We start from the raw sequence: 26395 nt of genomic DNA on the forward strand, positions 1-26395 counted from the left end.
AAGGACGCGCTACGTCCTCGCGTTTACTCGAGCGGCGGTTTGAGGTGGTGGGTTGAGGTGGGCTGGTCGGTGAGGAAGACGGCTTGGGAGGTGTTGGTGACCGTCAGGCGATAGCGCTCGCGGGGTGGGCGGCCCGCCGTCAGCCACGTGGCGTGGGCGGTTTCGACGGCGTCCCAGAGGTCGATGGGGCCGCCTTGGGTTACCTGGTTGCTGGTTAGGCGAGCCCAGGAGCCATCGGCGCGGAAGAACAATGGGACGCCGTCCACTGTTGCGGTACGGACCTCGGGGTTGGTCAGGTCCAGCCAGAACCGGGCTTCATTGTCGGTGTAGATCGAGGCGTCGAAGCGGTAGGGGCGAGTGGCGCCGGAACTGTCCAAGGCAAGCTTGATCAGGTCTCCGATGAGCGCGGGCTCAGGTTGATGACGCAGCGGCATGAAATAGGCCGAAGCGGGCAGAAAGGCACCTGCTGCATCGTTGGTTGAAGTTTTCCGGAGTACTGCGATGCCTGCACCTAGTGGAGTCACGATGACTCCATCTGGGCGGAGCTGACTCAACCACGCTGCTGGGATGTAGTCGAGCCGGCAGGTTGCGATGACCGCGTCGTACGGCCCAGCACCCGGGTAGCCACCGGTTCCATCGGCAGCTACGACAAGAGGGGCATACCCGGCGAGGTTCAACCGTTCCTGCGCCTGAGCGATCAGGTCGGGATCGATGTCGACACTGGTCACGTGGTCCGCGCCGAGCCGCTCCGATAGGAGGGCCGTGTTGTAGCCGGTGCCCGTTCCGATCTCGAGGACCTTCTCGCCACCCTTCAGATCGAGTGCCTCGAGCATCCGCGCCATCAGGCTCGGCGCCGTCGAGGATGAACGGACGTCCTCGGTCGTGACGAGGTGCACATCCGAGTAGACGCCGTCCAGCCACTCATCGCCGAAGGCAGGATCAACAACCGTGCTGCCCTGTTGGTCGTTGCGATAGAAGAGCGGCACGAACAGATGGCGAGGCACCGCCCTGAACGCTGCCTGCCAGCGCGGATCGACCAGCGCACCGCTCGACACGAGGCCGCCAACCATCCTGTCCAGGTACTCGGCGGCGCGGCCATCGTTCGATGTCGGCCTACTCGTCGGCATTGGTCTCCAAGAGGTCGGTGATCGCGTCGGCGATAGGGGCCCGAAGCTCGGGGATGAAGGCCCATTGTCCGTTGGGATTGGCTTCGAGAAACACCCAGCCACGCCCTGGAACGATTCGAAAGTCAAGAGCTGCGAAAGTCAGCCGAAGTTCCCGGAGCAGATCGAGAACAGACCGCCGTACGTCCGCAGGCACGTCGACAACCCGATAGCTGACTTGCTCATGGTGGGCCCTGATATCGATCGGTCCTTCGGGGTCGGTGGGATGAATCTCGGCGGCGAAGAACTGGCCGGCGACGACGGTCATCCGAACATCGATGCCCGGAACGAGTTCCTGGAACAGATGCGCAGTCGCCGAGATTCCCGGATCCGACCAGAGGTCCTCGGCAACCTCAGCCGTGTACAGGACGCCGCTCCCGTGGTCGTCGTCGACGGTCACCATGGTGGCCAACGACTTGGTGATGATCCGTCCGCCCACTGATCGCGCGAAGTCACCGACCGCCGTCGGCTCATTGGTGATGAGCGTCGCCGGTACCTGCAGACCACAGCGTGTGGCGACAGCAAGCTGGTGCGGTTTGACCCGTGCGTCCGCCATGGCTGCTGGATGGTTGAGCCACATCACTTCGGGCAGGCCGTTGAGAATTCCCGAGAACCCATGCCTGGCCTGAGTGCGGGCGAAAGCCTCTTCGCTAGGAGTTCCGCCTCCCGGAAGACGGAACTCCGATGGTCGCCGGTAGTACACAGCTCGGAGCGCAGTCAGATCGATCTCGCGAGGCGCACCGATCAGCCGTCCGTCCCAGCCTGCCCCGCCCGGATCGAGTCTCGCCGTGAGACGAAGACCGAACGCTGGAAAGTCTCCCGGATCGCAGCGCACAAACGAGGTCCCTCGCGCATTCAGCTCATGCAGAACGACATCGGCTGTGGGGTCGTCCTCATGGGTGAGGACGAGGATCCGTGCTGGTTGGGGCATGTCGGGTTCCTCTACTTGTCGTCGACTGCCCAGTCGACGGTGAGCACATCTTTGCCGTCGGACTCAGTCTGGGTCATAGAGGCCGCGACCGGCATCACGTCGATTGCCGGCCGTCCATCGACCAGGCCGACCTGTCGCTCCGGGCAGAGCGTCACTCTCGGGCGAACGAAGCGGGGTCGACCCGGCGAATAGTCGACGAACCGCAGCCCGAACGCTCGGACGGATCCACCGCCATCGACGGTCCGAGCGTTGCTGAGGGAAAGCGATCATGGTCTTGCCACATGGTGTTCTCCTATGAGGTGAGGATCAGAAGACGGTCAATGGCCAGAGCCGCTGCTCGGGCGGAATCGGTGGATGATCGGGGACGTACTGCGGATCGCCGGCAGCCGATGGCGGTAGCGGCTCGTTGGTGATGCGCAGCCCGGTGAATCGGCGGCTCATCGCGGCGGCGTACTGGTCAGCGAGTGGCCGCTGGGCGACGTACGTGGCAATCACGTGGCTGCCGAACCAGACCTGCACCAGGCGTCGCTCCAGAGTCGTCATCGACGGCCTCGCAGATCGCGCAGCACGTCGATCACCATCGCCACGGCCAAAACCGCAGCAACCACCGCGAGGATCCGCATCTGTGCGTTCACGACAGCTCTCATTCCGTTCTGTCACCGAGCGCCGGGATTTCCCGACACATCGAGCGAACCATCGGTTACGGTGAGTTGGTACCTGCAGCAACGGTTCCGTGTGGTGAAAGCAGTGAACGGCAGGCTCGATCGGCTGCTCACCGAGGGGAGGCATCTGTCGTGTCAAAGACTCGGCAACGCAACGTGAAGCTCGCGGCAGTGATCGCCGAGGCGGGTTGGTCACATGCCCAACTCGCTCTCGCCTTCGGACGCGTCGCTGCCGAGCGGCGATCTGAGGACAGCGCAGGCATCGGTCGATCGCACGTCTCGCATTGGGTCGCCGGCTCCAGACCATCCGGTGCCGCGCCCGACATCCTCATCGAGACGCTGTCACGGCGGCTCGGACGAATCGTCACCGCCGATGAGATCGGTCTCACAGCGGCGGCCTCCGCACCAGCGATCGACTGGAATACCGATACTCTGACGGCGCTGGTCGATCTCGGGAGAAGCACCTTGGATGTCGAGCGCAGGGCCGTACTGCGGGCTGCCGGCTACTCGGTCGCCGCGCTGGCGCTGCCGGATCAGGCATGGTGGGACCACCTTCGCGACCGAGCCGCCGGCCATCGCAAGGCCGTCGGCGGACGTTTGGTCGGCCGAGGCGATCTGGACGCCGTACGAGAGACCGTTCAGCTGTTCACACGCATCGACCAGCGCCGAGGCGGCGGGCATGCCCGCGCAGCCGTCGTTCAGTACCTGTCCTCCGACGTTGCTGGATATCTGCGCGCTTCCTACGCCGATGACGCCGTACGCCGAGGCATGTTCTCCACGGCCGGCGAACTTGCCTATCTCGTGGGGTGGATGGCATTCGACAACTCGGAGCATGCAATTGCGCAGCAGTACTTCGGCGTCGCGGTAAAGCTGGCAGCAGAGGCCGACGACGCGCCGCTCGCCGCACACATCCTCCGGGCGATGGCTCACCAGGCTGTCGACCTCGGGCACCACCGACAGGCCGTCCGGATCGCCGAGGCCTCGCTGGACGGAAAGCGCTACGGCGAGGCAAGTCCTCGCGAACGCTCGCTGATCGGAGTCGTCCACGCACGAGCACTCGCCGTCGACGGACAACGAGCCGCCGCCAGCCAAGCACTCCTTCGAGCCGAGACAGACCTGGCGGCTGCATCTGTCGGTAATGACGAGCCAGGCCGTGTGTTCTTCTTCGGCGAAGCCAGCCTGGCCCACGAAACCGCCTGCACCCTGCGCGACATGGGTGACCTCACGGGCGCGACCAAGGAGTTCGAGCGGAGCGTTCGCACTCGCAAGACCGCGACCTTCACCCGGACTCATGCAGTAACCCTCGGCTACCTAGGTGCCGTACAAGCTCGTACCGGAGCCATCGAAGAGGCATGCGGCACCTGGTCGGGAGCTCTCGACGCGATGGACGGAATTCACTCCGGACGAGCTCGCCAAGCCGTCCGCGACATGCGCGCAAGCCTTTCCGTCTACCGGGCCAAAGGCATCCGCTCAGTCGCCGAGCTCGACAATCGAGCAGCCAGATACCTCGCCGCGGTCGACCGCTGACGGCGCCTTACCAGCAAGGGGAAACGATGACCGACCAGTCGATCACACTCCACCCCGTCGCCCACGTCATCGGCGGCAGAGTCGAACCCACCGACGACTACTGGGGCGGCACCCAGGCAATCATCCGCATCGACGACCCGCGACTCGGTCCCGACTCCACCAAAGGCCTCGAAGACTTCTCCCACATCGAGGTCGTCTTCCACTTCCACCTGACCGATCAGTCGGACCTCCACCTCGGCGCCCGGTCAGCCCGCAACAACCCCGACTGGCCAGAGGCAGGCGTCTTCGCCCATCGCAACATGCGCCGCCTCAACTGGCTAGGTGTCTCCCGCTGCCGCCTCCTCAAAGTCGACGGCCTGGACCTCCACGTCGAAGACCTCGACGCCGTGGACGGCACCCCCGTCCTCGACATCAAACCCTGGTTCACCGACTTCGGCCCCCGCGGCCCTGTCCACCAACCCGCCTGGCCGACCGAAATGCTCACGAACTACTTCGCACCCCACAGCTGATACGCGCCGTTGCACGTCGTCCGGACGAAGGTTTGATCGCGTCCCGGGTCGGCAGCCCGCGAACAGGCCGACCAGGCGATGGTGTTCCGCCCTCACATCGGGCAGGCGTTGAGCGCGACACGGTCACGATCGATTTAGGCTGGAACAGTGAGCGCCAGCCGATCGGCGTGACTCGGGTGGGGCTCAGCTGTTCGGAGGAGATCGGGCAGAGTCCGGGCGGCGACGTATCGAGTAGTTGGATTTGGTCGCCGGGATCCGGTCGGGTCGGTTTTGCCAGCACATGTTGGCGGGGGTGGCGGTGTGGTCGCATGCGGCGATAGCCGCAGGTCGCCGGCGGGAGCCGGCAGCTAATGCACCGGCGCTAGCCGGGGGTGGGTGGGAGCGGTGCGTAGCGCGGCGACGGAGGAGCCGTGCGTAGCACCGCGTGGGGCTCTCCTATCTGACGGGGGCTCCTGGGCCGAGGGGGATGCCTAGGGCCCACCAGGCGAGGAATAGGAGTGTCCAGGCGATGGTCATTGAGACTGCGAGTGGGACTGTGTATGACGCTAGCGTGCCTACGCCGGCGTTTTTGCGGTAGTGCTGGAGGAAGCCGAGGGCCATTACGAAGTATGGGCTCATGGGCGTGATCGCGGTCGAGCCTGAGTCGGCGATTCGGAACAGGGCCTGGGTGGTCTCGGCGGGGACGCTCAGGAGCAGCATCATCGGGACCAGGATCGGTGCGGTCAGGGACCACATCGCGGAGCCGCTCGTCACCAGGATGTTGATCACCGTCAGCAGCGCGAGGATGCCGAGGAAGATCACGACCTTCGGCGCGCCGAGGTCACCGAGTACCCGGGCCGACTCCGCGGACAGCAGGTCGCCGAGGTTGCTCCAGTCGAAGTACGCGAGGAACTGCGCGATCGCGAAGAACAGCACCAGCACCGGGGCCATCTGTTTGATGCCTTCGGCCATCAGCTTCGGTACGTCGGCCGCTCGCTCGATCGCCTTCACTGTCACGCCGTACGTGATTCCGACGAGGCCGAAGAGTACGGCGACCACCATCGCGATGCCGTCCAGGAACGGCGAGTCGACGATGCTTCCGTCCTTGCCGCGCAACGGGGATCCGTGCGGCACCAGGACTGCGACGATCGCAAAAGCCGCGACCAGGAACACGATCCCGGCCCGGCGCAGACCCTTGCGCTCGGCAACCGACACCGCCAGTTGGTCTGCGTCGTCGCCAGGCGCGTCCGGATCGGCCTCGAGGTCGGTGCGCTTGCTCAGCACCAAGCGGGTGACCAGCGTGATCACCAAGGCCAGCAGTACCGAGGACGCGATGTTGAAGAACCAGTTCGACAACACCGAGACGTGCGCGTCCGGGTTCACCGTGCGAGCGGCGGCCGTGGTGATGCCGGCGAAGATCGCGTCGTTCGGGGTCGGGATCGGGCTGGCGTCGTACCCGGAGGCGATCGCGGTGTACGCGACCACGATGCCGAGGATCGGTGACCGGCCGACCGCGCGGAACGCGAGCCCGCCGAGCGGCACCAGGATGATGTACGCCGCGGCCGACGCGACATGTGCCATCGTGCCGGCGAACGCGACCGCGAACACCACCATCGACTGCGGCACCCGGGACACGCTGACCCGCATCAGCACCTGCAGGAACCCGGTCCGCTCGGCCAGCGCGACGCCCATGATCACGACCACGATCGTGGCCATCGGCGGGAACTCGGCGAAGTTCGAGATCGCCGTCGACACCGCCATCTGCAGCCCGTCGCCGGACAGCAGGTTCTGTACGGCGACCTCCTTGCCGTCCTTCGGCGAGAGCACCGAGACGTCCAGCGCGGATAGGATCGCGCTCACCACGGCCAAGATCGCCGACAGGATCCAGAACAGCCAGAACGGGTGCGGCAGCGCGTTCCCGATCCGCTCGATCACCGCCATCGCCCTCACCAGGCGCGGCAGCTCCCTCGTGTCGGTCGCCGTACTCATAACGTGTGCGCCTTGAAGAACGCGCCGATCAACTCGTGCGCTTCGAACGTCTGCGTCACGTAGCCCGGACCGGACGTCGCATCCGATCCCGGCCAGCTGTGCCCGCCGTCGGTGACCGCGACGTGTACGACGTCCGCCTTGCAGCCCTTGTACGTGAACTTCAGGACGTCGTCCCCGAGCTGCGAAGTCTTCGGGTCCGGGTCGCAGTGGTCGCGGATCGTCCAGTCCCTGACCCACGTCTGTACGTCGGGCAGGTCGCGCTCACCGTCTCCGCCGTACGGGATCGTGGTGTCGCCGGTGCCGTGGATGTCGAGCACCGGGACCGGGCGGCTCGGCGCGCAGTGCGTGCCCTCGATGTAGAACGCGCCCGAGACCGGGGCGATCGCCGCGATCCGGTCGGCGAGCCGGCAGGCGAGGATCCCGGTGAAACCGGCGCCATTGGACTTGCCGGTGGCGTAGACGGCGTCCGTGTCGACGCAGTACGACGCCTCCAGTTGGTCGAGCAGGTCCTCGGTGAACTGCACGTCGTCGACACCGTCGGCAGAGTACGGCGCGCCTTGCCAGGCCTGCTTGTTCTCGTCGCCGATCACGCCGTTGGGGTAGGCAACGATCGCGTCGAGCTTCGACAGGTCGGAGAACGCCTCGGTCTGGGCGCCGGTCTTGCCGCGGCCGTGGTAGACCAGGATCAGCCGCTGGGCCTTGGAGCTCTGGTAGTTGTCCGGGACGTGCAGGCGATAGGTGCGCGTGAGGCCGCCGCTGGTGACGGTGTAGTCACCGCTCGGGGCGGCCTGCTTGCCGCAACCGGCACTATGAGCACCGGCTGCCGTTGCCGTGGGCAACGTGGTGGCGGCGGTCACCAGAGCCGCCGCTCCAAGCAGCGCACCGACCCGGCGGGCGGTACGACGGGGGATTTTGGGCCGTGCGAGGTTCATCAGGGGCCTCCTCGGGGGCATGCGGCCCGCAGGCGGGCAGGCTCGCGCCTGGACCTCCCTGAGCGAAGGTCCAGTGTTCGTGGTGCAGCGTCAGGCCGACAGCAACTCGTCGGCGAAGGCGGCGATCCGGTCGGCGGCGGTCTCCACGAGGAGCCGGCCGTCCTCGGCTGTGGCGCGGCGGGGATCACCCAGCACGCCACGCTTGTGGTACGTGTCGAACCCGACGGACAGCCGCGGTCCGCGCGACTGCCGGGAGAGCCGGGCCGTGGTGGTCAGGTCGTCTAGCGTGGTGGCGCCGGGCTCCAGGCGGTCGGCCTGGACCAGGTCCGGTGCCAGGTACAGCATCTGCGCGGTCTCCGCCTCGCCGGCGTGACCGTGCACCTCGCTGACTCCTGTGATCAGGTCCGAAACGACGGACGTGAGCGGGGTCCACGCGAACGTGAGCTCGCTGCGAACGTACTCCTGCGCGAGCACGGACAGGGCGGCGTTGTTCCCTCCGTGCCCGGTGATCACCAGGAACTGCCGCCAGCCGTGCTCGTGCAGGCTGGACACCAGATCCCGGAGAACTTGCATGAACGTTGCCGGTGACAACGTCATCGTCCCGGCGAACGCCATGTGGTGCGGTGAGACGCCGTACGGGACGGCCGGGGCGATCACCGCGCGCCCGGCCAGCCGTTCCGCGACGCGCTCGGCGACGCCGACGGCTCGGACGGTGTCGGTGGACATCGCCATCCCACCACCGTGCTGCTCCTGCGCCCCGACCGGGATGATCACGAGCGGCGCCGTACGGACCGCTTCCAGCGCGTCGTCGGTCGTCATCACCGCCAGTTTCCGGAACTTTTCCGTTGCCTGGAGACGATTTGTTTCCGGGAAGACGGTCATGAGAACTCCGGGGCGGCCTCGACGGCCTGGCGGATGTTGTCCAGATGTGAACGGGTCAGTTGCTCGGCGCGTACGGCGTCCTGGGCGCGGACCGCGTCGACGATCGCCTGGTGCTCCTCGTGATCGCGTGCGCGGTTGTCGTACAGCGCGCGGATCTGCTGCTGCTCGCGAACGCGAACCTTCAGCAAAGACGCCAGAACCTCTTGCAGCAAAGGGTTCCCGGACGCGGCCGCGAGCTCGACGTGGAAGTTCAGCGCGAACGCCGGACCACCTGGCGGGACGAGCGCGTTCGTGACCGCGGCCTCCAGGCGCTCGAGGTTCTCGGGCTGACGCGAGACCGCGGACTGCGCCGCCACAGCCGGCTCGATCACCAGGCGCGCACTGATCAGCTGCAACACCGAGTCCTTCGTGATCGGCGGCCGATGCGGATTGGCCAGTACGACGTTGTTGATCGTCGGACCGACGTACGTCCCGGAACCGTGCCGGAACTCGACCGCTCCGGTGGCCTCGAGCTTCCGCAGCGCCTCCCGCACCGTCGGCGTGGTGATCGCGAACCGCTTCGCCAGCTCCCGAGCCGACGGGATCGCGTCACCGGGCCGCAACCCACCGTCCCGGATGATCCCGAGGATCGACTCGGTCAACCGGTCCGACAGACTGGGCGGCACCTCAGCAGCTGAGTAACTCACAAACTGACTAAATCACTTAGCCACAACTCGGTCAAGGCCTCCGAACGAGTAGTTCTGCTCAGTCGCGGTGACCGGCCGCGCCCGTAACTTGCTGGCATGAAGGAGCGCACCTGGGCGAGATCGATCGCCGTCATCGTGTTCAGGGCGCTGGGCCTCGGTCTCGGCGTGGCCGTCGTGGTCGGCATCATCGCGACGAGCGTCCAGTCCGCGAACTGCCTGCCCGACGAGGAGTGCCTGTCAATCCTCGGCGGCGTCGCGTACGGCGCTCTCGGCGGCGGGATCGTGATGGCGCTCGCGATCCTGGTATTCGCAATCCGTCTGCACGTCGGCGCGATCTTCGGCGTGGGCGCCGCGGTCGGAGTACTGGTCCTGCTCGCCGCGGCATGGGCATCGCTCCTCGGGTGGGGCCAGCCACTCCTCTTCCTGGCCGCTGTCGCTTTCGCGGTCAGCACGATTCTCCAGGGCTGCTACCGGCCGGCCGCCGGTGGACACCGGCAGTGGTCGCGACCGTCGCCGGTGGCGGTTCTGATCGCGGCAGGCGTCGTACTCCTCGGCGCCTTCCCGGCCGGTTTCAAGCTCTCCAAGGTGTGGTCGGAACAGCGGCGGATCGAGGCTGTCATCGCCCGGCCGCTGCAGACCGACCTGGACGGCACCTGGCCCTACACCGTGCGCTCGTGGGACTCCGGGTTCGAGTACGACGTGATGGAGCCACCGTCGAACGGACAGCGGATCGCCGAGGTCACTGTCACCGTGCGCAACGCGGCCCCGGACGAGGCGCCGTGCACCGGCTTCACCGACCGTGTCGAAGGCCCGGTAACGGTGACCGGCTGCACCGAGCTCGCCCCGAACCTGTGGCAAGGACAGGGCGCCCACGGCGAGACCCAGTACTTCGTCCACGCCGGCGATCGCCAGTGGGCCTACGTCCGGGCCGGCACCTATGGCGGCGCGGACGCCCAGCGACGGCACGACGCCCGCGCAGAACAGATCGCGAGATCTCTGCGACCGCGCTCAGCCTTTCCCCTCGCCGCCGACTCGGTCGGCTGCGGCTTCTGCGAGTGGCTGGCGTAACAGCCACTCGCAGAAGCCGACGCGGTGTCAGGGAGTGACGGTGATCGGGGAGCCGTTGGAGACGAGCGACCAGTCGCCGGTGTGGAAGGTGTTGGGGTCTACGGAGCCGGTGGCAATGACGTAGTCGATCATCAGCTGGCGAATCTCGACCTGACGGTTGTAGACGACCGGGGCGGTCTTGACGTGCGGGAAGTTGCCGCCGCCGGACTGGCGGTAGTTGTTGACCGCGACAACGAACTGCTGGTCGGCGGCCACCGGCGTGCCGTTGTACGCGAGGTCCGTGATCCGCGCGCCGGGCGCCTTGGCGATGTCGATCTTGTAGGTCAGTGGCTTCGACAGGCCGCCGAGGATGTCGTAGTTGTAGTCCGGCGTGCCGTTCGGCGCGGTCGGGGTCGGCGCGTTGGTGACCTGGTCGGAAGCGAACGGCCCGGTGCCGGTCACTTGCTTGAAGTACTGCGCGGAGAACTCCAGGTACTCCTTGATCTGAGTACCGCTCATCGTCACCGCGAGCAGCGTGTTGTCGAAGACATAAAGCCCGGCGACGTCGCGGATCGAGACCTCGCCGGCCGGGATCGCGGCCGCCCGGTTGAACGGGGCCGCGATCGCCAGCACCGGCAGCGACGCCTGCGGCGTACCGGCGAGGGCCTTCGAGACCGCGTCGGCCTGGATGAAGTTCACGAAGTCCAGCGCGGCGGTGTCCTCCCACGGCGCGGTCGCCGCGGACATCGCCTCGGTGCACGTGCCGATCTTCGAGTTCACGTACTCGACGACCTTGTCGTGGTCCTTCTGCAGCAGCGCCACGACGTCCGGGTCGGCGTCGACGGTGTTCGCGTTCAGCACCTGGCTGTGCCGGCCGACGACCTTCCACTGCCCGTGGACCTTCTGCAGGTCGAGGTCGAACAGCGACAGCCGCATGCCCCACTTCAGCGGCTCGCTGAGCACCACCTGCTCGCCGCTCGTCTTGTTCGTGACGAGCCGCTCGGGGATCTCCAGGTGCGCGTGGCCGACCAGGACGGCGTCGATGCCCGGAACGGTCTCGGCCATCAGCACCGACGCGTTCTCCGGGTACGGCAGCGCGTCGCCGTACGACGAGGACAGGTCCATCCCCGAGTGCACGGAGGCGATCACGACGTCGGCGCCGGCCTGGCGGACCCGCGGTGCCCAGATCTTCGCGAGCTCGACGATGCCGCCGAACTTCAGCTTGTTCTCGACGTTCGCCTTGTCCCAGATCGCGATGCCCGGGTTGGTCAGGCCGAGGATGCCGACCGTGATCGGCTTCTCGCCCGGCACCTGTACCCGCTTCAGCGTGTACGGCGGGAACACCGGCAGGCCCGTGGTCCAGTCCTGGGCGTTCGCGCCGAGCAGCGGGAACCGCAGCTGCCGCTGGAACTTGCGGAGGATGTCGAGGCCGTAGTTGAACTCGTGATTGCCGAGCGCGGCGGCGTCGTACCCGATCCGGTTCATCGCGGCCGCCATCGGGTGTGTGTGACCGCCGGTGATGGGCTCGATCTTCGCGAAGTAGTACGCCAGCGGCGTGCCCTGGATGGTGTCGCCGGCGTCCAGCAGCAGCGGGCGCGGCGCGCGCCGGTCCGCGGCGATCCGGTCCCGGACCGCGCTGACCAGCGTGGAGATCTTGGCCAGGCCGATGTCGTTGTGCGCGCTGTCGTCGTACTCGGTGTTCTTGAAGTAGTCCCAGTTGAACACGTTGCCGTGCAGGTCGGTGGTGCCCATCACGGTCAGCCGGACGGTCTTCCCGGGCCCGCCGCGATCGTCACCCGCGTACGCCGGGACCGCCTGGAAACCGGCCGCGGCCAACGCCGCCGCGCCGCCGATCACCGTACGTCGTGTCATGCTCGTCCGCTCACCGCTGTCCGTCATCGCCCCGCCTCACAGGTCCGTACGCCGGGATCTCCGGCCCGATGGCACACGATACGGCCGACACACCCCCACCCCGTGAACGAATGGCCCCACGCTCGCGAGAAGATGCCCCTCATGACCAAGCCGCCCGGCAAAGTTCTGCCGTTGGTCGCCGCCCTCCTTTGCGGTGCCGTCCTCGCCCAAGCCGCCACGCCCTCCGACCACTCCGTCACGTCCGCCGCCGCCCCCGTCTCCCCGGCGACCGGTCACGGACTGCTGGGTACGACGGTCACGTCCAAGCGGGGCGAACCTTCGTCGACGAAACAGCCCAGACAACCCGCGCAGCCCGCCAAGCCCCCGGTCGCCAAGCCGCCCGCCGACGACTGGAACCTGGCGGCGCACGGGAAGGTGCTCTACCTGACCTTCGACGACGGCCCTCAGCACGAGTGGACCCCGAAGGTTCTGCAGCTACTGCGCAAGCACAAGGCGCACGCGACGTTCTTCGTGCTCGGGATCCAGGTGGCGCAGTACCCGGAACTGATCGCCGCCGAGCGGGCCGCCGGGCACACCATCGGCAACCACACCTGGGACCACAAGACGCTGACCCTGCTGCCGGACGCGAAGGTACGGCAGGAGATCGCCACCGGCGTGAAGTCGAAGTGCCTGCGGCCGCCGACCGGTGCCACGAACGCGAAGATCGAGGCCATCGCCGCGTCCTACCACCAGCGGCAGGTGCTCTGGGACGTCGACACCAAGGACTGGGAGAAGCCCGGCGCCGCCAGCATCGAGCACGCGATCATGGTCGGGGCCCGTCCCGGCGCGATCATCCTGGTGCACGACGGCGGCGGCAACCGCTCCCAGACGGTCGCAGCCCTCGACCGAGCCCTGACCAAACTCACCAAGCTCGGCTACACGTACCGCGCACTGCCCTGCTAGCGCGCGATGCCTGCGGCGCCGCCGGAGAAGTGTTTGATGGCCTCGTCGATGACGTGCACCGGCTGGTCGAGGGCCTTGACCAGGAACATGCCGGTGGGGCGCAGCAGCGGGTTCGGCTTCACGACGCTGCGGACCGACGGCTGGTCGAGGCCGCGGACACCGGCCGTTGTCGCGCCGACGCCGCGGACCAGGGCCAGGTCGAGCATGTACTGCCCGAGCAGCTTGTGCTGCGTGAAGCCGCGGACGGTTGCCCAGGGCAGCACGACGGGGAACGCAGCGCCGTCACAGGCCAGCTCGAGTCCCTTGGCGGAGATCCGCATCGCCACGGGCGGCAGCTCGTTGGCGTCGTACCACTCAACCCGCTCGGCCTGCAGGCGGTAGACCAGAACCGTGCTGAGTACCAACGGGATCATCGCCACGATCAGCAAGAGCGCGAACGGCCACATCCCGGAGCCGCGGAAGGCGATCAGCGCGTAGATCGCGGCCACGATCCCGATCGCGCCGAGCGCCAGCGTCACCCAGGCGCCGCGCCGCTCGACGGTCCGCACCACCTCACGCCGGCGCAGCACAGCGTCCCGGTCGATCCCGACCACCAACGACTGCCCCGGCTCCCGTGGCGGCACCTGCACCTCCGGCCCGACCTCTGCAGTACCGACCTCTGCAGTACTGTCCTCTGCAGTACTGACCTCTGAAACCTGTGAAGCTACGTCCCCGTCCTCACTCACAGGGGACAGAATCCCACAGACCGCTACGACTTGCGGCGACCCGCCCAGGTCCAGGCGTAGACGCCGTCGTCGACGGCCTGGCCGCCCTCGCCGAGTTCGAGCGGGCGGAAGGTGTCGACCATGACCGCCAGCTCCTCGAAGCGCTCGGCGCCCAGCGAGGCCTCGATCGCCGACGGCTGCGGGCCGTGCGCGTACCCGCCGGGGTGCAGCGAGATCGACCCGAGCCCGATCCCGGAGCCCTTCCGCGCCTCGTAGTCGCCGCCGCAGTAGAACATCACCTCGTCGGAGTCGACGTTCGAGTGGTAGTACGGCACCGGCACCGACAGCGGGTGGTAGTCGACCTTCCGCGGCACGAAGTTGCAGACCACGAAGTTGTACCCCTCGAACACCTGGTGCACGGGCGGCGGCTGGTGCACGCGCCCGGTGATCGGCTCGAAGTCGCTCACGTTGAACGTGTACGGGTACAGGCAGCCGTCCCACCCGACCACGTCGAACGGGTGCGTCGCGTACGTCATCCTGCTGCCGACGATGCCGCCGGCCCCGTTCCCGCGGTGCTTGACGAGCACCTCGACGTCGGTCCCCTCGACCACGAGCGGCTCGGTGGTGGGGTGCAGGTCGCGTTCGCAGTACGGCGAGTGCTCGAGGAACTGCCCGTACCGCGACAGGTACCGCTTCGGCGGCGCGATGTGCGAGTTGGCCTCGATCGCATACGCGTGCACGCCCTCCGGTCCGGGCAGCCAGCGGTGCGTGGTCGAGCGCGGGATGATCACGTAGTCGCCCTGGACCGCGTTCAGGACGCCGAACACGGTCTCCACGGTCGCCGAGCCCTTCTCGACGTACACGCACTCGTCGCCGATCGCGTTCCGGTAGTACGGCGACGGCTGCTCGGCCACGACGTACGAGATCCGGACGTCACCGTTGCCGAGCACGAGCCGCCTGTCCTCCACGGCGTTCGACTTCGACGTGTCGGTGAACAGGTCGTGCAGCTTCAGGTGCCGTGGCGTGAGCGGGTGGTTCGGGACGGTGGCGAGATCCGGCAGGTCCCACACCTGGGAATCGACGATCGCGGACGGTACGCCGGCGTGGTACAGCAGCGAAGAGTCCGACGAGAACCCCTCCTCGCCCATCAGCTCCTCGTAGTAGAGCCCGCCGTCCGGTTTCCGGAACTGCGTGTGCCGCTTCGGTGGAACATCCCCGACCTGCCGGTAGAACGCCATCTCCGCCACTCCTGCTTGTACGTTATCCGGACGCATGCGTCCGCTTACCGAAAGCATCCGTTAGGCTTCCACCCATGTCAACCGTCCCTGCGCTGTACCGGCACCTGGTCGACGACGCCTCGATGTTCCCGCCGGGCGACCTGCCGCTGCCCGAGGCCGTCGCGGCCCACCACGTCCACCGCCGGTCGCCGTACGCCGACCTGGTCGGCACCTTCGTGTGCACGGACGACGATTTGATGAAGGTCGCCGCCGAGGCAGCCCGCACCGGCACGGCGCCGCTCCGCGTCGCGGTGGTGATCTCCGGCGGCGCCGGCGGGATCGAGCCCGTGATCCGCTGGGGCGACCGCTCGAAGGACGTCGAGGTGACCGCGGTCGAGGTCCGGCTGCGCGACGAGGACGACCTGTCCCGGAACGCGCTGCGCGTGGTCCGCGCGTGCGACGACTGCCTCGACGAGGAGACGGCGTACGTCGAGGTCGGCCTGGACGGAGCGTGGGAGCGCGCGCTCGACGTGGTCGCCGACGCCGGGTACGCCGCCAAACTCCGCACCGGCGGCCTCGACGCCGCGCTGTTCCCGTCGGCCGGCCAAGTGGCGTCCTTCATCACTGCTTGCCTCGACCGCGAGGTGGCCTTCAAGTGCACAGCCGGTCTGCACAACGCGGTCCGGCATACCGCTGAGGACACCGGCTTCGAGCACCACGGGTTCCTCAACGTCCTGCTCGCGACCCGGGCGTCGCTCGACGGGGCCACACACGACGAACTGGTCGAGCTACTCGGCCAGCGGGACGGTGAGGTTCTGGCGGCGCGGGCGCGCGAGTTGTCCGACGATCAGGCAGCGAGCACGCGCCGGTGGTTCACGTCGTTCGGCTCCTGCAGCATCGACGTGCCACGGCAGGACCTCACAACGTTGGGGTTGATGGCATGAGTTGGATCGACATCCCGGACGGTTCGCCGTTCGGGCCGGAGAACCTGCCGCTCGGCGTGTTCCGGCACGGTGACGAGGAGCCGCGGGTGGGTGCGGCGATCGGCGACCAGCTCATCGACCTCGCACCGGTCGCGTCCGCGCAGATGCTGGACGGCGCGCAACTGTTCGCGGAGCCGACGCTGAACGCGTTCCTCGCGCTCGGCCGCCCGGCCTGGCGCGCAACCCGGAACTGGCTGCTCGACCTGGTCCGCAACGAGAACGACCGGGACACCGTCGAGCCGCACCTGATCCCGCAGTCCGCGGTGACGATGCAGTTGCCGTTCGAGGTCGGCGACTACGTCGACTTCTACGCCTCCGAACAGCACGCATCGAACCTCGGCCGGCTGTTCCGCCCGGACTCCGAGCCGCTGCTGCCGAACTGGAAGCACCTGCCCGTCGGCTACCACGGCCGCGCCGGCACCATCGTTGCCAGCGGCACCGACATCGTCCGCCCCTCCGGTCAGCGCAAGCCCCCGGACGCGGCGGCGCCGACCTTCGGCCCGTCCCAGCGGCTCGACATCGAGGTCGAGCTCGGCTACGTCGTCGGTACGCCGTCAACACTCGGAAAGCCTGTTCCTGTTGAGGATTTCGAGGAGCACGTGTACGGCGTGGTCGTCGTCAACGACTGGTCCGCGCGCGACCTGCAGGCCTGGGAGTACGTGCCGCTCGGCCCGTTCCTCGGCAAGTCCTTCGCCACGTCGATCTCCCCCTGGGTCGTCTCGCTCGACGCGCTCGCGGCCGCTGCAGTCCCGCTCCCGGCGCAGGACCCGCCCGTCCTCCCCTACCTCAGCGGGAACAGCCTGACGAACTTCGACATCACCTTCGAGGTCTTCCTGAACGGTCACCTGGTGAGCACCCCGCCGTACAAGGATCTCTACTGGTCGCCCGCGCAGATGCTCGCGCACATGACCGTCAACGGCGCCAGCGTCCGCACCGGCGACTTCTACGCGTCCGGGACCGTCAGCGGGCCGGCCAAGGACCAGCGCGGCTCGTTCATCGAGCTGAGCTGGGGCGGCCGCGAGCCGCTGATCGTCGACGGGAAGGAACACACGTTCCTCGAGGACGGCAACGAGGTCACGATCACCGCCTGGGCGCAGTGCGCGGACGGCACCCGCCTCGGCCTAGGCGAGGTCACCGGCCGGATCACCCCCGCCCGCACCCCACCAGCCTGACCCCTCTCCACCCCGCCTCTCATCACCCCGTCTTTGAGCTCCCACCAACCATCTGCGGCCGCTCGAAACGGTTGGTGCGAGCCCAAAGTGGGTTCTTCGGGCACGGAGGCGAGGGAACATTGTTCATTAGTGTTTGTTTCTCTTGACGAGTTAGCGCTTACGTGCGAACTTCGTCGGCATGAAACGTTCAGTGGGGTGTGGAGTACTGGCTGTAGCCCTGGCCGCCGGTGTGCTGAGCGTGCCTTCCGGTGCGCACGCCGACAGCACGGACGGCGATCTGACGCTGCGGTCGAGCGAGTTGACGGTCACCGTCGGGGCGGACTTTCCCCGGGTGGTCAAGTACGTCGACAACGCCTCCGGGCAGGCCCTCGGGGGTCAGCCGGACGCGATCTCGACGGTCACGATCGACGGCGTGGCCCGCACCGCGCATCTCGCCGCGTCGCCGACGGTCGACGGCGGGCGAGCGTCGTACACGCTGGCCTTCGACGCGCTGCCCGGCGTCGAGTTGGACGCGAGCCTGAGCGTGACGGGGCGGGTGACGAAGTTCGCGATCGACGCGGTGCGTGACACCGAAACGAGTCGCGTGCACACCATCGACATTCCGGACCACGACCTGGTATCAGTAGCGAGTACTGACGCTGGCGCGACGACTGCGTTCACCACGCTGGACCCGGACTCGACCCGGACCGCGGACAAGATCACGCCGGTCACCGCGAGCACGCCGGGCGAGACGGCCGCGACCGGAGCGACGTACGCGTTCGTCAACACCAGCGGGCTCGCGGCGGGCATCGAGTCGAACTCCGTGTACGACAAGCCGTCCGGGCCATCGGTCGACGACGGCGCCCGGTTCTGGCACCGCGCCCGCAAGGTCGCCGACGGCAGTACGCGTGTCGGCGTGTGGAGCGGCCAATGGACCTACCGTGCCGACACGTCGCCGTACACCGAACCGCTCCCCTGGGCGAAGGTTGTCGTCACCCCCGACACGAACAACGACCGGACGGTCGACTGGGAGGACGGCGCGGTCGCGTTCCGCTCGATCATGACCGAGCCGAACGGCGGCGACCAGGTCAAGAACCGGGTGATCACGCACATCCCGTTCAACTTCGCCAGTCAGGCCACGCACCCGTTCCTGCGGACGCTCGACGACGTCAAGCGGATCTCGCTGGCGACCGACGGCCTCGGTCAGATGGCGGTCCTCAAGGGGTACGGCGCTGAAGGCCACGACTCCGCCCACCCGGACTACGGCGGCAACTACAACACCCGCGCCGGCGGACTGACCGACCTGAACACGCTGCTCAAGCAGGGCAAGTCCTGGAACGCGGCGTTCGGCGTCCACGTCAACGCGACCGAGTCCTACCCGGAGGCGAACGCGTTCAGCGAGGACCTGGTGGACAAGAACGCCAAGGGCTGGAACTGGCTGAACCAGAGCTACTACATCAAGCAGCGCCCGGATCTTGCCTCCGGCAACATCGTGAAGCGGTTCGAGCAGCTCCGCAACGAGACCGACAAGAACCTGCAGGAGCTGTACATCGACGTGTACTACCAGTCAGGCTGGCTCGCCGACGGCTTGTCCCGGCAGCTCGCCGGTCAGGGCTGGCAGATCGCCACCGAGTGGGCCGACCGGCACGAGCGGACGTCGCTCTGGTCGCACTGGGCCAACGACCTCGACTACGGCGGCCCCACCAACAAGGGCCTGAACAGCAAGATCATCCGGTTCGTCCGCAACCACGAGAAGGACGTCTGGAACAACGACCCGATCCTCGGCCAGACCGCGATCGTCGAGTTCGAGGGCTGGACCGGCGAGACCGACTGGAACGCGTTCTACACCAACATCTGGCAGCGCAACCTGCCCGCGAAGTTCCTGCAGCAGCAGAAGATTCTCGACTGGAACAGCGGCGACATCATGTTCACCGGCGGTGTCCACGGCGCGGTCGAGAACGGCAAGCGCACGGTGTACGCCGGGAACGCGAAGGTGCTCGACGGCGACAAGTACCTGCTGCCGTGGGACGACAACAAGAAGCTGTACCACTACAACCCGGCAGGCGGCCACACCACCTGGCAGGTGCCCGCGGGGTTCGCCGCTACCCGGTCCTTCTCCGTCTACAAGCTGACCGACACCGGCCGGGTCAAGGTCGCCACCGCGCCCGTCCGCAACGGCAGCATCAGCCTCGACGCGAAGGCCGGCCAGCCGTACGTCGTCTACCCGGACACGGCGCCGACGCCGCGGCCCGCGAACTGGGGCGAGAGCTCGCACGTCAAGGATCCCGGCTTCAACGCCGGCAACCTCGCGGCCTGGAACATCAGCGGTAACGCGACGATCGGCACCCTCGAGAACGGTCAGCACGTCGCCGAACTCGGCACCAAGGCATCATCGATTCGGCAGCAGCTCACCGGCCTCACCCGAGGTCGCACCTACAGCGCCTCGGCCTGGATCGAGGTGGAGCCGGGCAAGTCCCGTCCGACCACGGTGAGCATCGACGGCGCCCGCAACCAGGTCATCAGATCGACGGCGCAGAACATGGTTGCCGCCGACGACAAACACGAGGCGTACTACCAGCGCGTCCGGGTCGTGTTCCAGGCCAAGGGAAGCACCGCCGACCTGACCATCGGGGCCGCCGCAGGCGCCGCGCGGGTTCGTCTCGACGATGTGCGGGTGGTCGAAACGACCACGCCCGCGGCCGGGCTGGTCGACGACTTCGAGCACGTCGACCAGGGCTGGGGGCCGTTCGTGAAGGGCGATGCCGGTGGTGTCACCGACCCGCGGACAGTGCTCGCTCCCAAGCACGCGCCGTACACGCAGGCGGGCTGGAACGGGAAGCTGGTCGACGACGTACTCGACGGCAACTGGTCGCTCAAGTCGCATGAGGAGAACGAAGGGCTGGTCTACCGAACCGCGCCGTGGACGGTGAACTTCCAGCCGGGCCACAAGTACAAGGTCAGCTTCGACTACGAGAGCGGTCGCGCCGGTCAGTACGCGTGGGTCCAGGGTGTCGACCGGCCCGCGTCCGTGGAGGTCAAGGCGACGCCGATCGGCGAGCAGCGGACAAAGGCGACTTTCAACCAGGAGCTCGTGGCCGGTTGCGGTGGCGACTACTGGGTCGGACTGCGCAAGCTCACCGACGGCGGCGATCAGAGCGACTTCGTCATGGACAACTTCGCCGTGACCGATCTCGGTACGACGTCGCAGCCGGCGGACTGCACCTCGGTCGCGGTTTCGGGCCTCACCGGGCTTGTCTCCGGTGAAGCGAACACCGTCACCACCACGTTCACCAACAACGACGTGGTGGCCGCCAGCAACATCACGTTGGGTCTGAACGCACCGGACGGCTGGACCGTCACGGCGACCACGCCGGCGACCCACGCGACCGTTGCCGCAGGCACCAGTGTGTCGACTACGTGGGACGTGACTCCCCCAGCCGGTACGCCGGAAGGCAAGTACCCGGTGACTGCGACGGGTGGGCAGGCGACGATCAGTGCGGAGGCCACCGTGCTGCCACCGGGGATCGTTCCGCAGTCGCGGATCAAGGTGGCCGACGTGAGCAGTGAGGATGTCGCCACGGGTGGTGCCGCGACCTCGGCACTGGACGGAAACCCCAGTACTCTTTGGCATTCCGCCTGGTCCGAGGTCAGTACGCCGGCCGGTTACCCGCACTACATGACGCTCGATCTCGGGTCGGCGTACCAGGTGAATGGGTTCGGCTACCTGCCGCGGCAGAGTGGCACGAACGGGATGTTCAAGGGGTACGAGATCTATGTGAGCGCGGACGGGCAGGACTGGGGTACGCCGGTTGCGACCGGGCAGTTCCCGAACTCCACCGCCGTACAGCGGGTCGACTTCACCGCGAAGCCCGGACGGTACGTGAAGTTCGTCGGCACCAGTTCTCTGAACGGCGCGGTCTTCGGATCGGCCGCCGAGTTCAACGTGTACGGCACGCACTGAACAACGCAGCGGCGCCACTCCCGGCCCCTGGGAGTGGCGCCGCCGCGTGGATCACTTGACGTACGTGATGGAGACCGACGGGCTCGCAGTCTTCGCGGCGACGACGCGGAACTTGTTGACCCCGGCACGGCCGCTGGCGACCCAGACCGAGTAGGTGCCCTTGCTGGTCACCTTCGTGGTGGCCGGGAAGTTCACCCACTTGCCGCTCTGCAGACGCTGCACCTGGACGACAGTGCCCTTCGCGATGCCTGTGGTCTTGCCGGTCAGCGGGACCTTCGCCCACAGCGGGACGTAGGTGCCGGCCGCCTTGATCGTGATCGACCTGGCCACCGCGGTTGTGCTGACCGCGGTGTTCGACGTACCGGCCGCGTTGGCCTGCAGGGCGCCGGCGATACCGAGGCCCCCGGCAGCCAGTGCGAGACCGGCGACGACGGCGGCGGAACGGCGGATGAACTGTGCACGCATGATGTCTGGTTTCCCCTCGTTTTGTTGGTGTTACGGAGGGGAAGACGCGGTGGCCGCTGGAAAGGTTGTGTTACGACTCCGTCTCAGGTCCGGGCGGAAGTACCAAGCGGGCCAGGGCGCCGCCGCCAGATCCATCTTTTGAAGGCGCAGCGCCGAACGTCAGCTCGGCGCCCAGGACCTTGGCGTGCCCGACCGCGATGGTCAGGCCGAGGCCGTGCCCGGCGCCGCGTTCGGCCATCCCGGACCGGAACCGGCGCGGGCCCTCGGCAATCAGTTCCTCGGGGTAACCGTTGCCGTGATCAACGACCTCGACGGTCCGGCCGCTGACCGTGACCTCGACCGGCGGCCGGCCGTGCCGCAACGCGTTGACGATCAGGTTCGCCAGGATCCGCTCGATCCGCCGCGAGTCGGTCGACACCGTCTCGTCCGGCCCGGTCTGGCGCACGATCACGCTGTCCGGTGCGAGCGACTGCTGCATCCGCAACCGCCCGACCGCCGAGCCCACGAACGCGCCGAGCCCGACCAGTTCCAGATCGGCCTGCTCGACGCCCGAGTCGAACCGGGCGATCTCCAGGAGATCCTCGACCAGCCGCCGCAGCACCTTGGCCCGGTCGCGCACCAGTTCACTGGGGCGGCCGGGCGGCAGGAGCTCGGCGGCGGTGGTCAGCCCGGTCACCGGCGTCCGCAGATCGTGGGCAACGTCCGCGGTGAAGCGTCGCTCTGCCTCGAGCTGGCCGCGCAGCGAACTGGCCATCGTGTCGAGAGCGGTTGCCAACGACTGCACCTCGTCCTTGCCTTTGCCAACGGCCTCGGCTGCGGACGCGTCCAGGTCACCCGCCGCGATCCGCCGGGCCGTGCCCGCGACCGCGACGATCCGTTTGGACAGGCTGCCGGCCAGGATCACGCTGACCAGCGCGACCAGCGCGACCGTGCCGATCCCGCCGAGGATCAGGGCCTGCTGCAACGCCTTCATCGAGTCGTCGGTGCTCTCGTAGTCCTGCTCGATCGAGAGCACCTTGCCGTCCTTGACCGCGACCGCCGCCCACATCTTCGCGTGCGGCGACCCGGTCTTGAACGTGGCCCGCTTGCCTTGGAGCACCGCCTCCCGCAACTGCGGCGGCAGGTCCGGATCGTCGAGCTTCGCCCCGAACACCGGTACGTCGTTGGTGTCGTAGCTCTGCGCCGCGAGCTGGATCCGCTCGTCGGCGAAGCTGCGCGTCCGGTCCAGCCGGGCCGACTGGGCCTGGGTGTAGACCGCGACGCACAGCACCAGGATCGCGAGCGCGGAGACCAGCAGGAAGATGAGGCCGAGCTTGCCGCGCAGTCCCATCTACTAGGCCCGCAGCTTGTACCCGAAGCCCCGGACGGTTTCGATGCGGTCGGCACCGATCTTGGTCCGGAGCCGCTGCAGGTGGACGTCGACCAGCCGGCCGTCGCCACCCCACTCGTAGTCCCAGACCCGTTGCAGCAACGTCGACCGGCTCAGCACTACACCGGGGTTGTTCGCGAACTCGATCAGCAGCTTGAGCTCGGTCGGCGTCAGCTGGACGGTCTGTCCGCTGCGCCGTACCTCCAGCGCCTCCCGATCCAGCTCGAGGTCGCCGAACGACTCCACGCCGGAGCCGGCCGCCGGTGCCGGACGCTCCGGGTCCGAGACCGCGCGCCGCATCACCGCCCGCAGCCGTGCCACCAGCACCTGGGTGTCGAACGGTTTGGTCACGTAGTCGTCGGCGCCGGCCTCCAGGCCGAGGACGACGTCGAGGGCGTCTCCGCGCGCCGACACCATCACGATCGGGACCGTGCTGGTCTCACGGATCCGTCGGCACACCGAGATCCCGTCCAGTCCGGGCAGCATGATGTCGAGCATCACGACGTCCGGATGGATCTTCTCGAATCGCTCGATCGCTTCCAGGCCGTCCTCGGCCGTGGTCACGTCGTAGCCGTGCCGCTCGAGGGTCAACTGCGTCGCCTCACGGATCACCGCGTCGTCCTCAACCATGAGAATGCGCGCTGCCGGTTCTTCCGGTACCACGAACTTCAGTCTCCCTACTGGTCCGTCGAGCTCACCTTGATCATCTGCCGCCCGTTCCAACGGTAGACCTCGACCCGCCGGCCGGACGGGCAGCAGACCGGGTCGTCGATCGCGAAGATCTTCGACTCGACCACCAGGTCACCTTGCGGGCTGGCGTTCACGGTCGGTTGCTCGACGTCCAGGTTCCAGATCGGTCGCGGGCCGGTCGGCTCGACGGCGATCAGGAAGATACCGAAGACGAACTTCTCCAGAGTATGGATCAGAACGATCTGCTGAGGTGTACCGCTGTGCAATACATCAACGGTCTTACCCCTGCTGAGGCAACGCGAAATCACGGTGCAATTCGAAAGGACTGTCCGCGAGTAGCTCGACAGGTGCCGATCGGCGAGGAGCCGGGCACGGACTTTGTACAGGTCGACGGCCACTACCGGGGTCCGCTGGGCGTGCGGCGAGGTGCTGCCGAACGCGACCGACGGCGTCGGGGTCGCCGGAGGGGGTGACTCGGGGCCCTCGACGCGCAGCCCGCCGCCGTTCCCGCAGGCGGCGAGCGTGATCGTCGCGACCACCGCGGCGACGGCAGGCAGCACGGTACGGCGCCACAGACCCATCGGGCGCCTCCTACCCTGCATCAAGTCCCCCCGCGAATTCGAACACGTCCTCACTTCCATGGTCTCGGCCGGACGTCACATTCGACGGGCACGGACGTCGAGTGGCCCCGGCAGTTGTATTGCGGTTCCGTCACAGCATCACTCAAGGGTCGGTCAGCGGGTCACCCGGCGACGACCTTCCCCGGATTCAGCAGGTTCTTCGGGTCCAGGGCGTTCTTGATGGCCCGGTGTACGTCGAGTGCGACCGGCCCGATCTCCTCGGCCAGCCAGGTGCGCTTCAGGACCCCGACCCCGTGCTCGCCGGTGATCGTGCCGCCGAGCTCCAGCCCGATCTCCATCACCCGGTCGAACGCGACCTGGGCCCGCTCGGCCTGCGCCGGATCGGTCTGGTCGAAGACGACCGTCGGGTGCATGTTGCCGTCCCCGGCGTGCCCGAGGACCCCGATCGTGATGTCCAGCTCGGCCGACAGTTCCTCGACCCGGCCGATGAACTCGGCCAGCCGCGAGCGCGGTACGGCGACGTCGTCGATCATCGTCGTACCGAGTTCCTCCAGCGCGGTCAGCGCGGCCCGGCGGCCCTCGAGCAACAGCTCGCCCTCGGCGTCGTCCTCGGCCTCGATGCACTCCAGCGCGCCGTGGTCGCGGCACAGCTTGGCCACCGCGGCGACATCGGCCGCACCCGCCTCGCCGCCCGCGTCGGACTGCGCGATCAGCATCGCGGCTGCCTCGTCGGGAAGGTCCATCCGCTTGTACTTGTTGACCGCGCGGATCGTGGTCCGGTCCATGATCTCCAGCAGGCTCAGCGAGACGCCGCTGCGGATGATCTCCAGGATCGCGTTCCCGGCCTCGACGCCGGAGCCGAACAGGGCGGCCATGGTCTTCGGTTTCGCGGCGGCCGGGCGCAGCGCCAGGGTGGCCTCGGTGATGATGCCGAGCGTGCCTTCGCTGCCGACGATCAGCTTCGCCAGGTCGTACCCGGCGACGCCCTTCACGGTCTTCCGCCCGGTCCGCAGGACCCGGCCGTCGGCGAGCACCACCTCCAGGCCGAGCACGTAGTCCGTGGTCACTCCGTACTTCACGCAGCACAGGCCGCCCGAGTTCGTGGACAGGTTGCCGCCGATCGAGCAGAACTCCCAGCTGGACGGGTCCGGCGGGTAGAACAGCCCGTGCTCGGCGACCGCGCGGGACAGGACGGCGTTGTAGACGCCCGGCTGCGTGACGACATACCGGTCGATCGGCTCGATCGCCAGGATCCGGTCCATCTTCTCCAGCGAGATGACGATGCAGCCGTCGAGCGCGTTGGCGGCTCCGGACAGGCCGGACCGCGCGCCCTGCGGCACGATCGGTACGCCGGCCTCGGCCGCGATCCGCACCGCTGCCTGGACGTGCGCGGTCTCCCGGGCCAGGACGACGGCGAGCGGCACCCCGGCCGGGCAGAACATCGCCCGGTCGTACCGGTAGCTCTCCATCCGGTCCGGATCGGTCACCAGCGCCTCGGGCGGCAGCACCTGACGCAGCTGCTCGACAACCTCACTCATGAGTCGAGCCTAATGAATACTCCGCGGTACTGCGCGCCCCAGTCCGCCTACCATTTTCAGCGGGTGCGCTTGGTGGCGTTCTCCGAGATCTCCTCGTAGCCGCCGCCGTAGTTGTGGTACTCGCGGCCGATGGCGGCGAACGTGATGCTGCCGGCGGTCGCCTTCACCTTCGGTGTCCGGCAGGTGCGCTGGCCCTGGATCACCGAGCCGTTGCCGCCGCTGCTGTCGCAACTGAGCACCCGGCCGTTGTTGCCGCCGCCGTACTGCACCAGGAAGGCGTTGGCCTTCGCGTTGGCCACCAGCGGCGACGCCATGGTGATCTCGGCCCAGTACTGGTAGCAGCTGTCCCGGACGAGCCGGACCGTTCCCCAGCTGGGCGGCTGATGGTTACGCAGCATCGGCGCCGATGCGATGGACCTCGCGCCCGAGCAACTGGCGGCCGTGGCCGCCTCGGCCGGGAGGGCCGACAACGCGATCGCGCCCACGCCGGCCAGGCCGGCGGTGCTGAGCAGAATGCTCAGTGTCTTCATGACGAAACCCTTCCTGAGTGCACGCCCCGACGCACACTCAGGAAGGCACACTACGCGAACGGAGCCTGCCCGGACAGTCATTCCG

Annotated in this window: 23 protein-coding genes; 7 read left to right on the forward strand and 16 right to left on the reverse strand. The window is 67.8% G+C overall.

The annotated features are described in order from the left end of the window. Nucleotides 1-23: 23 nt before the first annotated feature. The 3 genes from EV137_RS12550 to EV137_RS12560 all read right to left on the reverse strand — a co-directional run bounded on the left by EV137_RS12550 (nucleotide 24) and on the right by EV137_RS12560 (nucleotide 2637). The gene (locus tag EV137_RS12550) at nucleotides 24-1070 is read right to left on the reverse strand and encodes a methyltransferase domain-containing protein (RefSeq protein WP_238175250.1); all 1047 of its coding nucleotides are present in this window, start codon (nucleotides 1068-1070) and stop codon (nucleotides 24-26) included. Between the two features lie 43 nt (nucleotides 1071-1113). Next, on the reverse strand, nucleotides 1114-2094 hold the full coding sequence (locus EV137_RS12555) for an MvdC/MvdD family ATP grasp protein (RefSeq protein WP_375372027.1): 981 nt from the start codon (nucleotides 2092-2094) through the stop codon (nucleotides 1114-1116). Nucleotides 2095-2400: 306 nt separating this feature from the next. Continuing rightward, on the reverse strand, nucleotides 2401-2637 hold the full coding sequence (locus EV137_RS12560) for a hypothetical protein (protein WP_134128669.1): 237 nt from the start codon (nucleotides 2635-2637) through the stop codon (nucleotides 2401-2403). A gap of 251 nt (nucleotides 2638-2888) precedes the next feature. Between EV137_RS12560 and EV137_RS12565 the strand changes: the two genes are divergently transcribed. Together EV137_RS12565 and EV137_RS12570 are read left to right on the forward strand one after the other, a co-directional pair. After that, entirely contained in the window at nucleotides 2889-4283 is a 1395-nt protein-coding gene (locus tag EV137_RS12565) for an NsdA family TPR-like regulatory protein (RefSeq protein WP_134128671.1), read from the forward strand. Between the two features lie 26 nt (nucleotides 4284-4309). Further along, on the forward strand, nucleotides 4310-4792 hold the full coding sequence (locus EV137_RS12570; RefSeq protein ID WP_134128673.1) for an SAM-dependent methyltransferase: 483 nt from the start codon (nucleotides 4310-4312) through the stop codon (nucleotides 4790-4792). Between the two features lie 435 nt (nucleotides 4793-5227). Here EV137_RS12570 and EV137_RS12575 read toward each other — a convergent pair whose 3' ends face one another. The 4 genes from EV137_RS12575 to EV137_RS12590 form a co-directional block, all read right to left on the reverse strand. After that, on the reverse strand, nucleotides 5228-6760 hold the full coding sequence (locus EV137_RS12575; RefSeq protein ID WP_134128674.1) for an AbgT family transporter: 1533 nt from the start codon (nucleotides 6758-6760) through the stop codon (nucleotides 5228-5230). Beyond that, complete coding sequence (locus EV137_RS12580; protein WP_134128676.1) at nucleotides 6757-7692, reverse strand: CE1 family esterase; 936 nt, start codon at nucleotides 7690-7692, stop codon at nucleotides 6757-6759. Before EV137_RS12580 ends, EV137_RS12575 begins: the two co-directional genes overlap by 4 nt. Nucleotides 7693-7782: 90 nt before the next feature. Further along, nucleotides 7783-8511, reverse strand: coding sequence for a creatininase family protein (locus EV137_RS12585; RefSeq protein WP_238175251.1), 729 nt, complete (start codon nucleotides 8509-8511; stop codon nucleotides 7783-7785). Nucleotides 8512-8570: 59 nt separating this feature from the next. Further along, entirely contained in the window at nucleotides 8571-9260 is a 690-nt protein-coding gene (locus tag EV137_RS12590) for a FadR/GntR family transcriptional regulator (RefSeq protein WP_238175252.1), read from the reverse strand. 96 nt (nucleotides 9261-9356) lie between these two features. On the opposite strand from EV137_RS12590, the gene EV137_RS12595 reads away from it, so the two are divergent. Next, nucleotides 9357-10328, forward strand: a complete 972-nt coding sequence (locus tag EV137_RS12595) for a hypothetical protein (protein WP_134128680.1) — start codon at nucleotides 9357-9359, stop codon at nucleotides 10326-10328. A gap of 27 nt (nucleotides 10329-10355) precedes the next feature. On the opposite strand, the gene EV137_RS12600 is transcribed toward EV137_RS12595, so the two are convergent. Then, nucleotides 10356-12206 carry a bifunctional metallophosphatase/5'-nucleotidase gene (locus tag EV137_RS12600; RefSeq protein WP_134128682.1) on the reverse strand — a complete coding sequence of 617 codons (1851 nt, stop codon included), beginning with the start codon at nucleotides 12204-12206 and terminating at the stop codon, nucleotides 10356-10358. A 114-nt stretch (nucleotides 12207-12320) separates the two neighbouring features. Between EV137_RS12600 and EV137_RS12605 the strand changes: the two genes are divergently transcribed. Beyond that, nucleotides 12321-13121: a polysaccharide deacetylase family protein gene (locus EV137_RS12605; RefSeq protein ID WP_202870903.1), complete on the forward strand. Its 801-nt coding sequence runs from the start codon at nucleotides 12321-12323 to the stop codon at nucleotides 13119-13121. Here the strand turns inward: EV137_RS12605 and EV137_RS12610 are convergent. Together EV137_RS12610 and EV137_RS12615 are read right to left on the reverse strand one after the other, a co-directional pair. After that, on the reverse strand, nucleotides 13118-13846 hold the full coding sequence (locus tag EV137_RS12610; protein WP_238175253.1) for a hypothetical protein: 729 nt from the start codon (nucleotides 13844-13846) through the stop codon (nucleotides 13118-13120). The two genes, EV137_RS12605 and EV137_RS12610, sit on opposite strands and share 4 nt — an antisense overlap. Nucleotides 13847-13869: 23 nt before the next feature. Then, the gene (locus EV137_RS12615; RefSeq protein ID WP_134001300.1) at nucleotides 13870-15063 is read right to left on the reverse strand and encodes a homogentisate 1,2-dioxygenase; all 1194 of its coding nucleotides are present in this window, start codon (nucleotides 15061-15063) and stop codon (nucleotides 13870-13872) included. Between the two features lie 74 nt (nucleotides 15064-15137). On the opposite strand from EV137_RS12615, the gene EV137_RS12620 reads away from it, so the two are divergent. The 3 genes from EV137_RS12620 to EV137_RS12630 all read left to right on the forward strand — a co-directional run bounded on the left by EV137_RS12620 (nucleotide 15138) and on the right by EV137_RS12630 (nucleotide 21137). Continuing rightward, complete coding sequence (locus tag EV137_RS12620) at nucleotides 15138-15986, forward strand: hypothetical protein (RefSeq protein ID WP_134128684.1); 849 nt, start codon at nucleotides 15138-15140, stop codon at nucleotides 15984-15986. Beyond that, nucleotides 15983-17197, forward strand: a complete 1215-nt coding sequence (gene fahA / locus EV137_RS12625) for a fumarylacetoacetase (protein ID WP_134128686.1) — start codon at nucleotides 15983-15985, stop codon at nucleotides 17195-17197. Before EV137_RS12620 ends, fahA begins: the two co-directional genes overlap by 4 nt. Before the next feature lie 178 nt (nucleotides 17198-17375). After that, nucleotides 17376-21137 carry an endo-alpha-N-acetylgalactosaminidase family protein gene (locus EV137_RS12630; protein WP_134128688.1) on the forward strand — a complete coding sequence of 1254 codons (3762 nt, stop codon included), beginning with the start codon at nucleotides 17376-17378 and terminating at the stop codon, nucleotides 21135-21137. 51 nt (nucleotides 21138-21188) lie between these two features. Here the strand turns inward: EV137_RS12630 and EV137_RS12635 are convergent, their stop codons facing one another. From EV137_RS12635 to EV137_RS12660, 6 genes are all read right to left on the reverse strand, one after another. Further along, the gene (locus EV137_RS12635) at nucleotides 21189-21602 is read right to left on the reverse strand and encodes a hypothetical protein (RefSeq protein ID WP_134128690.1); all 414 of its coding nucleotides are present in this window, start codon (nucleotides 21600-21602) and stop codon (nucleotides 21189-21191) included. 70 nt (nucleotides 21603-21672) lie between these two features. Then, nucleotides 21673-22932 carry a HAMP domain-containing sensor histidine kinase gene (locus tag EV137_RS12640; RefSeq protein ID WP_134001310.1) on the reverse strand — a complete coding sequence of 420 codons (1260 nt, stop codon included), beginning with the start codon at nucleotides 22930-22932 and terminating at the stop codon, nucleotides 21673-21675. 3 nt (nucleotides 22933-22935) lie between these two features. After that, nucleotides 22936-23601, reverse strand: a complete 666-nt coding sequence (gene cseB, locus EV137_RS12645) for a two-component system response regulator CseB (RefSeq protein ID WP_165546781.1) — start codon at nucleotides 23599-23601, stop codon at nucleotides 22936-22938. Nucleotides 23602-23648: 47 nt separating this feature from the next. Next, nucleotides 23649-24242, reverse strand: coding sequence for a hypothetical protein (locus EV137_RS12650; RefSeq protein ID WP_238175254.1), 594 nt, complete (start codon nucleotides 24240-24242; stop codon nucleotides 23649-23651). Nucleotides 24243-24403: 161 nt separating this feature from the next. Continuing rightward, nucleotides 24404-25780, reverse strand: coding sequence for an FAD-binding oxidoreductase (locus EV137_RS12655; RefSeq protein ID WP_134001312.1), 1377 nt, complete (start codon nucleotides 25778-25780; stop codon nucleotides 24404-24406). Between the two features lie 56 nt (nucleotides 25781-25836). After that, nucleotides 25837-26310 (reverse strand): DUF2690 domain-containing protein, encoded by a 474-nt coding sequence (locus tag EV137_RS12660; protein WP_134128692.1) that lies wholly within the window; start codon nucleotides 26308-26310, stop codon nucleotides 25837-25839. Nucleotides 26311-26395: the final 85 nt, after the last annotated feature.

Source organism: Kribbella pratensis, from assembly GCF_004366075.1.
Lineage (GTDB): Bacteria > Actinomycetota > Actinomycetes > Propionibacteriales > Kribbellaceae > Kribbella > Kribbella pratensis.

Bases quoted from the DNA above. Each gene is read 5' to 3' on its own strand.
- EV137_RS12575 (WP_134128674.1), bottom strand. From the start codon at position 6,760: ATGAGTACGGCGACCGACACGAGGGAGCTGCCGCGCCTGGTGAGGGCG.
- EV137_RS12600 (WP_134128682.1), bottom strand. From the start codon at position 12,206: ATGACGGACAGCGGTGAGCGGACGAGCATGACACGACGTACGGTGATC.
- EV137_RS12555 (WP_375372027.1), bottom strand. From the start codon at position 2,094: ATGCCCCAACCAGCACGGATCCTCGTCCTCACCCATGAGGACGACCCC.
- EV137_RS12635 (WP_134128690.1), bottom strand. From the start codon at position 21,602: ATGCGTGCACAGTTCATCCGCCGTTCCGCCGCCGTCGTCGCCGGTCTC.
- EV137_RS12605 (WP_202870903.1), top strand. From the start codon at position 12,321: ATGACCAAGCCGCCCGGCAAAGTTCTGCCGTTGGTCGCCGCCCTCCTT.
- EV137_RS12550 (WP_238175250.1), bottom strand. From the start codon at position 1,070: ATGGTTGGCGGCCTCGTGTCGAGCGGTGCGCTGGTCGATCCGCGCTGG.
- EV137_RS12650 (WP_238175254.1), bottom strand. From the start codon at position 24,242: ATGGGTCTGTGGCGCCGTACCGTGCTGCCTGCCGTCGCCGCGGTGGTC.
- EV137_RS12580 (WP_134128676.1), bottom strand. From the start codon at position 7,692: ATGAACCTCGCACGGCCCAAAATCCCCCGTCGTACCGCCCGCCGGGTC.
- EV137_RS12660 (WP_134128692.1), bottom strand. From the start codon at position 26,310: ATGAAGACACTGAGCATTCTGCTCAGCACCGCCGGCCTGGCCGGCGTG.
- EV137_RS12615 (WP_134001300.1), bottom strand. From the start codon at position 15,063: ATGGCGTTCTACCGGCAGGTCGGGGATGTTCCACCGAAGCGGCACACG.
- EV137_RS12595 (WP_134128680.1), top strand. From the start codon at position 9,357: ATGAAGGAGCGCACCTGGGCGAGATCGATCGCCGTCATCGTGTTCAGG.
- fahA (WP_134128686.1), top strand. From the start codon at position 15,983: ATGAGTTGGATCGACATCCCGGACGGTTCGCCGTTCGGGCCGGAGAAC.
- EV137_RS12630 (WP_134128688.1), top strand. From the start codon at position 17,376: ATGAAACGTTCAGTGGGGTGTGGAGTACTGGCTGTAGCCCTGGCCGCC.
- EV137_RS12620 (WP_134128684.1), top strand. From the start codon at position 15,138: ATGTCAACCGTCCCTGCGCTGTACCGGCACCTGGTCGACGACGCCTCG.
- cseB (WP_165546781.1), bottom strand. From the start codon at position 23,601: ATGGTTGAGGACGACGCGGTGATCCGTGAGGCGACGCAGTTGACCCTC.
- EV137_RS12570 (WP_134128673.1), top strand. From the start codon at position 4,310: ATGACCGACCAGTCGATCACACTCCACCCCGTCGCCCACGTCATCGGC.
- EV137_RS12560 (WP_134128669.1), bottom strand. From the start codon at position 2,637: ATGACGACTCTGGAGCGACGCCTGGTGCAGGTCTGGTTCGGCAGCCAC.
- EV137_RS12585 (WP_238175251.1), bottom strand. From the start codon at position 8,511: ATGACGACCGACGACGCGCTGGAAGCGGTCCGTACGGCGCCGCTCGTG.
- EV137_RS12655 (WP_134001312.1), bottom strand. From the start codon at position 25,780: ATGAGTGAGGTTGTCGAGCAGCTGCGTCAGGTGCTGCCGCCCGAGGCG.
- EV137_RS12640 (WP_134001310.1), bottom strand. From the start codon at position 22,932: ATGGGACTGCGCGGCAAGCTCGGCCTCATCTTCCTGCTGGTCTCCGCG.